This is a genomic window from Aeromonas sp. s6 (assembly GCF_040907815.1).
Lineage (GTDB): Bacteria > Pseudomonadota > Gammaproteobacteria > Enterobacterales > Aeromonadaceae > Aeromonas > Aeromonas caviae.
On the sequence record NZ_JBFOCN010000121.1, the window covers coordinates 46108 to 59594 of the forward strand.

The window sequence follows — 13487 nt, forward strand, 5'->3', positions numbered from 1 at the left end:
CCAGGAGGTGACATGAGGCAATACACTTTTCGGCTCTCCCTTGGCCGCGACGAGATCATGTTGATGTACCAGGGGCAGGTGAACCGCCTGGTGGTACGTACCGAGCAGGGTCTGACCCTGGAGCTGGGATTGGAGAAAATCCGGCGTTTTGTGTCGGAGAGCGGCGTTCACGGCTACTTTCGACTGAAAACCCAGGACGATCATCGCTTCATTTCCCTGGAACGCATAAATTAACAAAACTTGAACATCAATCCGGGTAATTATCTGCTTTAAGTCACTATCTATCCGGCAAATGGCGCGGCATCCAGTGGGATTTTCTGAATTTTGCCAACTTGGCAAAATTTATCACAACCCAAGCCGTGATCTGTCCCTTGTTTTTAACATCCCGTTATCACCTTTGCTCGCCTTCCTTGATCCAAGCCATTACACTTCGCTGCAACTCTGTACCGGTGGGCATCCTGGGTGGATGTCGCCGTGTCTGTGATGTCGTCCGATAAGGAAACTAGCAATGGCATTGAAAGACGCCCCTACCTCCGTTCTGCTCGAAAACGTTCTCAGTCTGATCCACCAGAAATTGCCGAAAAACAGTGCCTCCCTGGTCGAATGTTTCGTTGCCAAGTTCTACGGCAACATGGCCAGCACTGATCTGCATGACCGCAATGACAGCGATCTCTATGGCGCCGCCCTCAGTCTGTGGAATGCCCTCAACCACCGTACCGGCATCGAGCCCTATATCCGGGTCTACAACCCCGAGCTGACCCGCCACGGATGGCAGTCTCCCCATACCATCGTCGAGATCATCCTGCAGGATTCCCCCTTCCTGGTGGACTCCATCCGCATGGCCCTCAAGCGTCTCAATATCACCGCCCACATGATGCTGCACCAGCCGCTGCACCTGATCCGCGGCGAAGGCGGCAAGATTGGCGCCATCCTGGATCTGGACAACACCGCAGAGCAGACCTCGGTGGAAACCGCCTTCCTCATCGAAATCGATCACCTGACCGGTGAAGAGGAGATGGACGCCCTGACTGCCGAGCTCAACTCGGTGGCGCGGGAAGTGGCCCTGGCGGTGGGAGACTGGCAGCCCATGCTGACGCGCCTGAACGAGATCATCGAGGAGCTGCCCAAACGCAAGAACCCGGTCAGCCAGGCCGAGGTGGACTCCTGCGTCGCCTTCCTCAAATGGGTGGCCGCCCACAACTTCACCCTGATGGGTTATCGTCGCTACGACGTCAAGGCGGTGGAGGGGGATCACGAGATCCTGCCGCAGCCCGAGTCCAGCCTGGGGCTGATGAAGAACTCCATCAAGGACGAAGGCCAGCGCCTCGGCACCATGCCCGCCAGCGCCCGTCACGCGGCCCTCAGTTCCGACTTGCTGATCCTCACCAAGTCCAACAGCAAGTCCCGGGTGCATCGTCCGGCCTATGTGGATTACATCGGCATCAAGCGCTTCGACGAGCACGGCAAGGTGGTGGGAGAGGATCGCTTCATCGGCCTGTATGCCTCCTCCATCTACAACACCAGTGCGACCCAGATCCCCCTCATCAGCCACCGCCTCGAGCGCATCATGGCCGCCTCCGGCTTTGAATCGGGCTCTCATGCCTACAAGGCGCTGCTGAACGTGCTGGAAACCTACCCGCGCGACGAGCTGATCCAGGCCCGTGAAGAGGAGCTGCTGGCCACCGGTCTCGGCGTGCTGGAGATGCAGGAGCGGGACATGCTGCGCCTGTTCGTGCGCCGCGACGTCTACGGCCGCTTCTTCTCCTGCATGGTCTATGTCACCAAGGAGCGCTACAACACGGCGCTGCGGGTCAAGACCCAGCAGATTTTGCAGAAATATTTTGGCAGCAGCATCGATGTGGAGTTCAACGTCTACTTCACCGAGGGCGTGCTGGCACGGACTCACTACATAGTGCGGGTCAACAACAACAACGTGGATGTGGATGTGAACGAAGTACAGAACAACCTGATTGAAGCGGCCCGCAGCTGGGATGACCGCCTGGATTCCGTGCTGCTTTCCCACTATGGCGAGGCCCGCGGTAACGAGCTGCGCCGCCGTTTCAGCACCGCCTTCCCCCGTGCCTACAAGGAAGATGTGCTGCCGGGCTCTGCCGTCGCGGACATCATGGCCCTGGATGGATTGAGCGAGGCCGAGCCGCTTGGCATGCTGTTCTACCGCGCCCAGGAGGAGGAGAACGATCGCCGGGTACGCCTCAAGCTGTTCCACCGAAGCGAACCCATCCACCTCTCCGACGTCCTGCCCATGCTGGAAAACATGGGACTGCGCGTCATCGGCGAGACCCCGTATCAGGTACGGACCCCCACCGGCGAGGTGTTCTGGATCCTCGATTTCTCCATGCTGCTGCGGGGCGAGCAACCGTTCGATCTGGAGCAGAGCCAGCAGCGCTTCCAGCAGGCCTTCGCCGCCATCTGGAACAAGACCCTGGAAGATGACGGCTTCAACCGTCTGGTGCTGGGGGCCGGCCTCACCGGTCGTCAGGTATCCGTGCTGCGGGCCTATGCCAAATACATGCGCCAGACCGGCGTCTCCTTCAGTCAGTCCTATATCGAGGAGACCCTGACCCGTTATCCGGATATCGCAGAGCTGCTGTTCACTCTGTTCGAACAGCGTCTGGATCCGGCCGGCAAGCAGGACGCCAAGGTGCCATCGCAAGATGCCAAGGCATCCGCCAAGCTGCATGAGCAGCTCGCCGCCAAGCTGGATCAGGTCGCCAACCTGGATGACGATCGCATCATTCGCCGCTATGTGGAGATGATCGACGCCACCCTGCGCACCAACTACTACCAGCTGGACAAGGCGGGCAACATCAAGCCCTACATCTCCTTCAAGCTGGCCCCCTCCAGCATCACCGACATGCCGCTGCCGCTGCCGAAGTTCGAGATCTTCGTCTACTCCCCGCGAGTGGAAGGGGTACACCTGCGCTGGGGCAAGGTGGCCCGTGGCGGCCTGCGCTGGTCCGATCGCAAGGAGGACTTCCGCACCGAAGTGCTGGGTCTGGTGAAAGCCCAGCAGGTGAAGAACACCGTCATCGTGCCGGTGGGCGCCAAGGGCGGCTTCTATTGCAAGCAGATGCCGGCAGGCGCCCCCCGTGCCGTCATCCAGGAGGAGGGCAAGGCCTGCTACCGTCTGTTCATCCGCGGCCTGCTCGATGTGACCGACAACATCATCGGCGGCGAGGTGATCCCGCCAAAATCCGTGGTGCGTCACGACGAGGATGACTACTACCTGGTAGTGGCGGCCGACAAGGGCACCGCCACCTTCTCCGACATCGCCAACGAGATAAGCCTCGAATACGGCCACTGGCTCGGCGATGCGTTTGCCTCCGGCGGCTCGGTGGGCTATGACCACAAAAAGATGGGCATCACCGCCCGCGGCGCCTGGGAATCGGTCAAGCGCCACTTCCGTGAGATTGGCATCAACTGCCAGACCACCGACTTCACCTGCGTGGGTATTGGGGACATGGCCGGCGACGTGTTCGGCAACGGCATGCTGCTCTCCGAGCACATCCAGCTGGTGGGCGCCTTCAACCACATGCACATCTTCGTCGACCCGACCCCGGATGCGGCCAGGAGCTTCGTCGAGCGCAAGCGCCTGTTCGAGCTGCCGGGCTCGAGCTGGGATGACTACAACCGTGAGCTCATCTCCAAGGGGGGCGGCATCTTCCTGCGCTCTGCCAAGTCCATCAAGCTGAGCCCGGAAATGCAGACCCTGCTCGGCACCGACAAGAGCGGCATGGCCCCGAATGAGCTGATCAAGGCGCTGCTCTGCCTGAACGTCGACCTGCTCTGGAACGGCGGCATCGGCACCTATGTGAAGAGCGCCCGCGAGAGCGACGCCGACGTCGGGGATCGCAGCAACGACGTGCTGCGGGTCAATGGTCGTGACCTGCGTGCCCGCATCGTGGGCGAGGGTGGCAATCTTGGCTTCACCCAGCTTGGCCGGGTGGAGTATGCCAGTCAGGGTGGTCGCATCAACACCGACTTCACCGACAACGTGGGCGGGGTGGATTGCTCCGACAACGAGGTCAACATCAAGATCCTGCTCAACCAACTGGTGGCCGCCGGGGATCTGACCCTCAAGCAGCGCAACCAGATGCTCTACGAGATGACGGATGCGGTGGCCCAGGTGGTCATCACCAACGCCTACCGCCAGTCACAATCCATCTCGGTGACCGCTTTCCGTGGTGCCGAGCAGCTGAAAGAGCAGCAGCGCTTCATCCAGGGGCTGGAGCGGGAAGGCAAGCTTGACCGGGCGCTCGAGTTCCTCCCCTCCGACGAGGAGCTCTCCGAGCGGATGGCGGCAGGGCAGGGGTTGACCCGACCCGAGCTGGCGGTGCTGGTGGCTTACGGCAAGATGGTGCTCAAAGAGCAGCTCAACTGCCCGGAAGTGACCGACGAGCCCTTCCTGGCCAACATGCTGGTCACCAGCTTCCCGACCCAGCTGCAGCAGCAGTTCGGTGCGGCCCTTGCCCAGCATCCGCTGCGCGGCGAAATCATCGCGACCCGGGTGGCCAACATGCTGGTCAACGACATGGGGCTCAACTTCGCCAGCCGGATGAAGGACGAGACCGGTGCCTCGGTGGCCGAAGTGGCCTGCTGCTTCGCCATGGCCCGCGAGGTGTTCGGCCTCAATACCCTGTGGCGCGACATCGAAGGGTGTGACAACCAGGTGGATGCCAACACCCAGCTCGAGCTGATGTTCTACAGCCGCCGCATTGTACGCCGCGCCACCCGCTGGTTCCTGCGTGCCCGCAACCGCAGCTGGAGCATCGGCGAGAACATCGCCTTCTTCCGCCCGGCCTTCGAGACCCTGGCGGAGCACCTCTACGAGGTGATGGACGAGAGCGAAGTGGCCGAGCACCAGCAGGCGGTCGCGGCCCTGGTGGCCAAAGCGGTACCCGAGCAGATTGCCCGTCAGGTATCCCACATGAGCAGCCTGTTCTCCTGCCTGGATCTGGCGCAGATCGCCGCGGAGCACAAGACCGACATCCTGCGCGCCGCCAACGTTTACTACCGTCTCGGTGCCAAGCTGGATCTGCACTGGTTCCTCGAGCAGATCAACCATCAGCCGGTGGGCAACCACTGGCAGGCGATGGCGCGGGCCTCCTTCCGCGAAGATCTGGACTGGCAGCAACGCAGCCTCACTTCCGTGGTACTGGAAGGGTGCAAAGAGCAGGGGGAATGCGCTACCATACTGGCCGACTGGATTTCGGAGCATGAGCAGCTCTTGTCCCGTTGGACCCATATGTTGGCCGACTTCAAGACTACCAGCACCCACGAGTTCGCCAAGTTCTCGGTGGCCTTGCGAGAGTTGAACCTGCTCCAGTTGAATTGCCGAACCTCGGCATAACCCCAAAAGCCCCGGCCAGTTGCCGGGGCTTTTTTTAAGGAGCAAGCATGCTGTACCCACTCGCCAGGCATTTCCTGTTCAAACTCAATCCGGAGCAGGCTCACGATCTCTCCATCAAATATTTGCCCCGCCTTCTCGGTACACCGCTCGATTGTTTCTTCCGCAACACCCTGCCAAAACGCCCCGTCACCGTCATGGGGCTTAATTTTGCCAATCCGGTGGGCCTGGCCGCAGGATTGGATAAAGACGGGGAGTGCATCGATGCCTTCGGCGCCATGGGGTTCGGTTTCATCGAGGTCGGTACCGTGACCCCCAGACCCCAGAGCGGCAATGACAAGCCACGTCTCTTCCGGGTGATCCCGGCCGAGGGGATCATCAATCGCATGGGATTCAACAACAAGGGAGTCGATCACCTGGTGGCCAAGGTGAAAGAGGCCAAATATCAGGGGGTGATCGGCATCAATATCGGCAAGAACAAGGACACCCCCATCGAGCAGGGCAAGGATGATTACCTTCTCTGCATGGACAAGGTGTATGACCACGCCGGTTATATTGCGGTCAATATTTCCTCGCCAAACACCCCGGGTCTGCGTCAATTGCAATATGGCGATGCACTGGATGAACTGCTGGCCGCATTGAAACAGCGCCAACAGGAGCTGGCCGAGAAATATAAAAAGTATGTGCCGCTGGCCGTGAAAATTGCCCCGGATCTGTCACTCGATGAAATAGATCAGGTAGCCGCCTCTTTGATCAAGAACCGTATTGACGGTGTCATCGCCACCAATACCACTCTGGAGCGGGAGATGATATATGACATGCCCCATGCCGCAGAGGCTGGCGGGCTTAGCGGTCGTCCGCTCCAGCACAAGAGCACCGAGGTTATTCGCCACCTGGCCAAGGCCCTCGACGGCGCCCTGCCCATTATCGGTGTGGGTGGTATCGACAGCGCCATGGCGGCTCGGGAAAAACTGGCAGCGGGTGCCAGTCTTGTCCAGATTTACAGCGGCTTTATTTATAAAGGGCCGAGTCTGGTCAAAGAGATCGTTACCCATATTTAAAAAATAACCGGTTGCCCTTATTTAACGTTGCTCAAATTCTCGACATGGAATAAAGTCGAGGGACGGCTTAGATAAGGGCACCACCATGTGTATTCAACCCAATGACAATTGGCAGTGGCATTATGACGCTCAGGATGATCGCCTTATGCTGGATTTGTCCGATCGCATGATATTTGCCACCGAATATAAAGGTCGACAACTTGTTCCCTGTTCTTTCACCACCCAGCCTTTTTGCGTGGATGATGCCGCCCTCTATTACCAGTTGATGGACAAGGCCGCTGAACTCGACTGGAGTACGCCCCACCAGGTCCAGCTGGTCCTCAATGCCATCGCCGTCAGCCGTTTTTATAAACCCCTGATGCCGCAAAGCTGGTTCTTTCATGAACAGCAGGCCCATGTTATTCCGGATATGGGATCCCTGGTGTGGATGGATACGCCCCACGGTAGGGGGGAATTCATGGTCATCGAAGCCGGCGATCAGGCGAGTGTTTGCCTGAACCTGACCGACGAGCTGGTGCTGACCAACAGCAAGACGCTGCCGCGCTTTGCCGTGATCAAGGTGATGAATAACCGGATGCAAGCCAGAGTTCGGGCACAGACACAATATCGGGAAGTGGGCTGACGACGGGGCCGTTATATGGCGACGAATAAGTCCGTTATAGGCCTGCTATATTGGTCTGATATTTAAGCGCTCAGTCTCTCTCTTGTTCCATTATTTGTCTTTTTCCTTCGTCTGGTCGTCACGACCATTTTCTGCCTGGTCCGGGCAAGATTTTCGAATTCTTTACGAATGTGATGGTAGACAACTGCCAGCCAAGAGCGGGATCCTGTCGCCCGCAAGGGGGAGGGGAGCGTTTGCCGCGCCTCTTGCCGTTTATATGGCGCCTTTGTCCAAGGTTCGAGTGCCGAGCGCGGGCCGATAAGGTATAATGCGGCACTATTTTTATGGCATCCCCGTGAGCGTGATGAAAGAATTTTTTGCAACCTGCCCCAAAGGGCTGGAAAACCTGCTGGCCGTCGAGCTGACCAATCTGGGTGCAGAGCAGGTCCGTGAGACCGTGGCCGGCGTCCACTTCAAGGGCGAACTGGCCATCGGCTACAAGGCCTGTCTGTGGAGCCGCTTTGCCTCCCGAATCGTGCTGGTGCTCTCCGAGTTCCAGATGAACGACGATCTGGACCTCTACCTCGGGGCCCATACCATTCCCTGGGAAGATCACTTCTCCGGTACCGCCACCATCGCGGTGGACTTTACCGGTACCAACGCCTCCATTCGCAATACCCAGTACGGTGCCCTGAAGATCAAGGACGCCATCGTCGATCGCTTCACCAAGCGCGGTCACGTGCGCCCGGATGTGGACAAGAAGTCCCCGGACATTCGCATCATGGCGCACCTTGGCAAAGGCAAGGCCAATATCACGCTGGACTTGTCAGGCCCGGCGCTGCACCAGCGCTTCTATCGCCAGGGCACCGGCGAGGCGCCCCTCAAAGAGAACCTGGCGGCGGCCATGATTGCCCGCAGCGGCTGGGCCGGCGAGCCCATGATGGACCCCATGTGCGGCTCCGGTACCCTGCTGATTGAAGCGGCCTTCATCGCTGCCGACATGGCGCCGGCCCTGCGCCGTGAGCGCTTCGGTTTCGATCGCTGGCTGCAACACGATGGTGAACTGTGGCAGAGTCTGATGATGGAAGCCCAGGTACGTGCCAAGCGCGGCATGCAGCGCTGCGAGGTGAAACTGTTCGGTTGCGATGCGGATACCCGGGTCCTGATGAAGGCCCGTGACAACGCCAAGGCCGCCGGCGTGGATCATCTCATTACCTTCAAGCAGGCCGATGTCACCAAGCTGGAAAATCCGCTGCCAATGCCGGCTGTGGAAGGAGAGAGCCGTCAGGTCGGCATGCTTATCTCCAACCCGCCCTATGGCGAGCGTCTCGGTGAATTCCCGGCGTTGCTGGAAGTGCATCAGGCCCTTGGCGATGCCCTGCGCCGCGGCTTCCAGGGGTGGAAGGTCACCATTCTCTCCGCCTCTCCCGAACTCCTGAGCTGCCTGCGCCTGCGTGCCGACAAGCAGTATCGCCTGTTCAACGGCGCCCTCGAGTGCCAGCTGCGCAACTACCAGATCGCCCTCGATGCCGTCGCTTCCCAGAAAGAGGTGGCCCAGGACTTTGCCAACCGTCTGCGCAAGAATCTGAAGACCCTCGAGAAATGGGCGAGCAAGGAGAACCTCGATTGCTACCGCCTCTATGACGCGGACTTGCCGGAATACAACGCCGCCATCGACCGCTATCAGGATTATCTGGTGGTACAGGAGTACGCGGCGCCCAAGGACATTCCCGCCCAGAAAACCCGCCAGCGTCTGCTGGACATGGTGCAGGCCGCCATCAAGGTGACCGGCATGGACGGCGAGAAGGTGATCCTGAAGGTGCGCGAGCGCCAGGAAGGCAAACAGCAGTACCAGAAGCTCTCCGAAGAGCAGCACCGGATGGAAGTGCAGGAGTACGGTGCACGCCTCTGGGTCAACCTCTACGACTATCTGGACACCGGCCTCTTCCTCGACCACCGTCAGACCCGCCGCATGCTGGGCCAGATGGCTCGGGGCAAGCGCTTCCTGAACCTGTTCGCCTACACCGGCAGTGCCACCGTGCACGCGGGGCTCGGCGGCGCCCGCGAAACCACCACGGTGGACATGTCGCGCACCTACCTCAACTGGGCCCAGGACAACATGCGCCTCAACTCGCTGGTGGGCCGCGAGCACAAGTTCGTGCAGGCGGACTGCCTGAAGTGGTTGTCGGAAGCCGACGAGCAGTACGACCTCATCTTCATCGATCCGCCCACCTTCTCCAACTCCAAGCGGATGGACGAGAGCTTCGACGTGCAGCGGGATCACCTGCTGTTGATGCAGCACCTCAAGCGCCTGCTCGCGGCGGACGGCACCCTGGTCTTCTCCAACAACAAACGCCACTTCAAGATGGACTTGGCCGGCCTTGACGCCATCGGTCTCAAGGCGCAGAACATCACGAACAAGACCCGGCCCAAGGACTTCGAGCGCAACCAGCATATCCACAACTGCTGGATCATCACCCACGCCGAGGCACAAGGCTGATGCTGACCCTGTTTCACACCGACGGCTGTCACCTGTGCGAACAGGCGTGGACGCTGGTGGAACAGGCCGGGATGGCCGCGCAGACCCGCCGCTGCGACATCCTGGAGGAGGAGGCCTGGCTCGAGGCTTACCGGGTGCGCATCCCGGTGCTGCAAGACAGTGCCGGCCGGGAGCTGGGCTGGCCCTTCACCCTGGGGGAGCTGCAAGGCTGGCTGGCACAGGGGTGAGCAGGATTTGACGACAAAACGGGGGCAGATTCACGCTGCCGCCCGTTTTTTCATAAGCAACAAGGAACAAACATGGCTCTTTTGACATTGCACGGCGCGTCCCTGTCGTTCAGTGATTTTCCGCTGCTCGACCATGCCGAGCTCACCATAGAGCGGGGCGAGCGCCTCTGTCTGGTGGGTCGCAACGGGGCGGGCAAGTCCACCCTGATGAAGGTGATTGCCAGCGAACTGCCGCTGGACGACGGCCGTCTGGTGTTGCAACAAGATTTGAAAGTGACCCGCCTCGAGCAGGATCCGCCCGCCTCGAGCGAGATCACCGTGTTCGATTACGCCGCAGAAGGGCTGGCCGGGGTAGGGGAGCTGCTCAAGCAGTACCACCATGTCTCCCACGCCCTGGCGCACGACCCTTCCGATGCCAACATTCGCACCATGAGCCAGTTGCAGGAGCAGCTCGACTATCAGAACGGCTGGCAGTACGAAACCCGCATCAATCAGGTGCTGACCCTGCTCGATCTCGACCCTGATGTGACGCTCGACAGTCTGTCTGGCGGCTGGCTGCGCAAGGTGGCTCTGGCCCGCGCCCTGGCGTGTGACCCGGACCTGTTGCTGCTGGACGAGCCGACCAACCATCTGGACATCGATGCCATCAACTGGCTGGAAGAGTTCCTCAAGGACTTTCGTGGCGCCATCGTCTTCATCTCCCACGACCGGGAGTTCATCCACAAGCTGGCGACCCGGATCATCGATCTCGATCGCGGCGTGATCACCTCCTGGCCCGGTAACTATGACGAATATCTGCAAGGCAAGGAGGAGTGGTTGCGGGTCGAGGAGCTGAAAAACGCCGAGTTCGACCGCAAGCTGGCCCAGGAAGAGGTGTGGGTCCGCCAGGGGATCAAGGCGCGTCGTACCCGCAACGAGGGACGGGTGCGGGCCCTCAAGGCGATGCGCATGGAGCGCACCCAGCGCCGGGAACTGCAGGGCAAGGCCAAGCTGCAACTGGACGAGGCGGGCCGCTCCGGCAAGCTGGTGTTCGAGACCGAGGGGCTGGGGCTGGACTTTGGTGATCGCACCCTGTTCCAGGGACTGGATCTGCAGGTGCTGCGCGGGGACAAGATTGCTCTGGTTGGCCCCAACGGCTGCGGCAAGTCGACCCTGATCAAGCTGCTGATGGGCCAGCTCGAGGCGAGCCGTGGCTCGGTGCGCCAGGGGACCAACCTGGAAGTGGCCTACTTCGATCAATACCGTGAGCAGCTCGATCCCGAGAAGACGGTGGTGGACAACGTGGGGGAGGGCAAGCAGGAGGTGATGGTTCGCGGCCGCTCCCGCCACATCCTTGGCTACCTGCAGGACTTCCTGTTCGAGCCCAAGCGGGCGCGCACCCCGGTCAAGGCCTTGTCAGGGGGCGAGAAAAACCGTCTACTGTTGGCCAAACTCTTCCTCAAACCCAGTAACTTGTTGATTCTGGATGAACCAACCAACGACCTGGATGTCGAAACGCTGGAATTGCTGGAAGAGCTGCTCACCGATTATCCGGGCACCCTGCTGCTGGTCAGCCACGATCGCCGTTTCATCGACAATACCGTGACCGGCTGCTGGCTGTTTGAAGGGGATGGACGGATCAGCGATTATGTCGGGGGCTACGCCGACATGATGGCCACACGAGCCCTGCAGGCCGCCCAACAGACGGCCAAGCCGGCCCCGGTCAAGGTGGCAGAGCCTGTCGCATCGGCAGCGGAGCCTGCGAAAAAAACACGAAAACTCTCTTACAAGTTGCAACTGGAGCTGGATAATCTGCCAGCCCGGCTGGAACAGTTGGAAATGGAACTCGATGCCCTGCAGGCCGAGATTAACCACCCCGGTTTCTTCTCCCTGCCAGCAGAGCAGACCCAGCCCAAACTGGATGCATTGAATGCGGCAGAGGCCGCATTGGAACACGCCTTCTCCCGTTGGGAGGAGTTGGAAGCGTTGAAACATCAAGACTAAGGAAGTAGATGAAAAAGCAATTATCCATGCTGGCCATCCTGGTCGGCGCCAGCCTCAACGCGCAGGCGGCACAAAGCTCCTTTTTCACCATCGTCGATGACGAAGTCAAAGGCTATGCCAGCGGGATCAGCGGCGATGCCAACGGCCTCATCGGGCTCAACACCAAGAACAACATGGCGGAATACTTCTCCACCGTGCGGTTTGCCGACTTCCTGGTGGATCGTTTCCGTTTCGAGCAGGGTTGCATGCTCTCCAACTCGGTCTGCAACTCCTTCTGGAGCGACAACTCGGGCTTTGCCTACCAGTGGCGTCGCGACTTCCTGGACAAGGTGGATCAACGCAGCAACCTGGGCTACGTGACCAGCTCCGAGGTCGATGGCCTGGTGACGGCCCTCGGGGATGTTCCGGAGGATCGGGTCGGTTACAAGATGAATGGCAAGCTGCGCACCGCCTTTGCCGTGGTCAATGACGGCAACCCGGTCGAGCTCAAGGATGCGGCCAGCACCCACGGCCTGAGCGTACCCACCTCCATCAAGAAGCTGGACAACGGTCAGTATCTGGTGACCGGTACCGCGGCCAGCGACAAGTATCGCCACAAGGTGGGCGGTGATTTCTACAAGTGGTGTTTCGAGACGGGCAATGACAGCCAGTACGGTGACTTCCGCTACTGCCCCGGGGTCGATACCCAGGCGAGTTTCTGGCTGCTCAACAGCTCGGGCGGGTTCAACAAGCTGATGCAGGCCGGCACCTATGGCCATCAGCGTGACGAGGTGCTGCAAACCGCTTCTGCACTGGGCGTGGCCAAGTACAACGGCACCCTCTACGGCGTGGGCTACAGCTCTACCGGCGAGGTGGGCACCGGTGATCTGGATGGCCGCAACCTCGCCAGCTACTGGACCCTGGATACGGCTGCCGGCACCGTGGGCACCACCAAGATCATCCCGCTGCCGGATGGCGAGCCTGGCAAGGACGATGCCAAGCTGCAACACAGCTGGGCCGTGGCCGTCAACGACAACGGCTACGTGATCGGCAACCAGCGCTATCGCATCAACAAGGGTCAGAACCGCCCGGTGGAGATGTTCCTGTTCAACCTGAGCAAGCCGGGTACGGCGGCCAGCCTTCCTCTTCAAGACAAGCCGGTCTCGGGGGCAGGCTCGGAAGCGGCCGCCATCAACGAGCACAACATGGTGGTTGGCTGGCGCGACTCCCGCCATCAGACCCAACCGGTGGTCAATGGCACCAACCGCATGCAGGAAGCCTTCCTGCTGAACGCGGCCGCCCCGGCCAACAGCTGGTATCTGAACGATCTCATCTGTGGCAAGGATGACGCCGGCAACAAGCAGTGTGCCCAGAACGGCAAGTACTATCACATCGCTTATGCCAGCGGCATCAGCAGCGACGGCACCATTGCCGCGACGGCGTATCGCTATGACAGCGAGAGCGACCTCAACAAACGCGCCAACGCCACCGTGGTCGCCGTCAAACTGACGCCGGCCGTGGCGGATTATCAGGGCAATGCCCCGGCCAGCTATGTGGTCAGCAATGCGCCGGTCAACAACCAGACCGGTCAGGATGGTGGCGAGGGCGGTGGTGGCAGCCTGTTCTGGTTGACTCTGCTGGCGCTGCCCTTTGCCTGGCTGCGTCGCTATCAGCGATAAATAAGTGTCATCAAAAATTAATGCAGTTCAGTATCTTGTGTCACAACCCCTGAATAGCATGGAATTTTTGTTTGACCCTGCCTCCCCCC

At 60.2% G+C, this 13487-nt stretch carries 8 protein-coding genes; all 8 read left to right on the forward strand.

The genetic code is table 11. The features are described 5' to 3' along the window. The first annotated feature begins 12 nt into the window (after positions 1 to 12). The 8 genes from AB5Y50_RS18600 (at position 13) to AB5Y50_RS18635 (ending at position 13398) form a co-directional block, all read left to right on the forward strand. The gene (locus AB5Y50_RS18600) at positions 13 to 234 is read left to right on the forward strand and encodes a DUF2835 family protein (protein ID WP_010674767.1); all 222 of its coding nucleotides are present in this window, start codon (positions 13 to 15) and stop codon (positions 232 to 234) included. 274 nt (positions 235 to 508) lie between these two features. Further along, a complete protein-coding gene (locus AB5Y50_RS18605; RefSeq protein WP_368163175.1) occupies positions 509 to 5371 on the forward strand; it encodes an NAD-glutamate dehydrogenase in 4863 nt (1620 codons plus the stop codon). 47 nt (positions 5372 to 5418) lie between these two features. Next, on the forward strand, positions 5419 to 6429 hold the full coding sequence (gene pyrD, locus AB5Y50_RS18610) for a quinone-dependent dihydroorotate dehydrogenase (protein WP_010674765.1): 1011 nt from the start codon (positions 5419 to 5421) through the stop codon (positions 6427 to 6429). Positions 6430 to 6514: 85 nt separating this feature from the next. After that, the gene (locus tag AB5Y50_RS18615) at positions 6515 to 7051 is read left to right on the forward strand and encodes a cell division protein ZapC (protein ID WP_029314546.1); all 537 of its coding nucleotides are present in this window, start codon (positions 6515 to 6517) and stop codon (positions 7049 to 7051) included. A 307-nt stretch (positions 7052 to 7358) separates the two neighbouring features. Further along, a complete protein-coding gene (gene rlmKL / locus AB5Y50_RS18620; protein WP_010674763.1) occupies positions 7359 to 9530 on the forward strand; it encodes a bifunctional 23S rRNA (guanine(2069)-N(7))-methyltransferase RlmK/23S rRNA (guanine(2445)-N(2))-methyltransferase RlmL in 2172 nt (723 codons plus the stop codon). Continuing rightward, positions 9530 to 9757, forward strand: coding sequence for a glutaredoxin family protein (locus AB5Y50_RS18625; RefSeq protein WP_010674762.1), 228 nt, complete (start codon positions 9530 to 9532; stop codon positions 9755 to 9757). The genes rlmKL and AB5Y50_RS18625 overlap by 1 nt, the downstream gene beginning before the upstream one ends. Positions 9758 to 9829: 72 nt before the next feature. Then, the gene (locus AB5Y50_RS18630; RefSeq protein ID WP_029314544.1) at positions 9830 to 11740 is read left to right on the forward strand and encodes an ABC transporter ATP-binding protein; all 1911 of its coding nucleotides are present in this window, start codon (positions 9830 to 9832) and stop codon (positions 11738 to 11740) included. A gap of 8 nt (positions 11741 to 11748) precedes the next feature. Then, positions 11749 to 13398, forward strand: a complete 1650-nt coding sequence (locus AB5Y50_RS18635) for a DUF3466 family protein (protein ID WP_010674760.1) — start codon at positions 11749 to 11751, stop codon at positions 13396 to 13398. Positions 13399 to 13487 lie beyond the last annotated feature (89 nt).

Bases quoted from the DNA above. Each gene is read 5' to 3' on its own strand.
- AB5Y50_RS18600 (WP_010674767.1), top strand. From the start codon at position 13: ATGAGGCAATACACTTTTCGGCTCTCCCTTGGCCGCGACGAGATCATG.
- AB5Y50_RS18605 (WP_368163175.1), top strand. From the start codon at position 509: ATGGCATTGAAAGACGCCCCTACCTCCGTTCTGCTCGAAAACGTTCTC.
- pyrD (WP_010674765.1), top strand. From the start codon at position 5,419: ATGCTGTACCCACTCGCCAGGCATTTCCTGTTCAAACTCAATCCGGAG.
- AB5Y50_RS18615 (WP_029314546.1), top strand. From the start codon at position 6,515: ATGTGTATTCAACCCAATGACAATTGGCAGTGGCATTATGACGCTCAG.
- rlmKL (WP_010674763.1), top strand. From the start codon at position 7,359: ATGCGGCACTATTTTTATGGCATCCCCGTGAGCGTGATGAAAGAATTT.
- AB5Y50_RS18625 (WP_010674762.1), top strand. From the start codon at position 9,530: ATGCTGACCCTGTTTCACACCGACGGCTGTCACCTGTGCGAACAGGCG.
- AB5Y50_RS18630 (WP_029314544.1), top strand. From the start codon at position 9,830: ATGGCTCTTTTGACATTGCACGGCGCGTCCCTGTCGTTCAGTGATTTT.
- AB5Y50_RS18635 (WP_010674760.1), top strand. From the start codon at position 11,749: ATGAAAAAGCAATTATCCATGCTGGCCATCCTGGTCGGCGCCAGCCTC.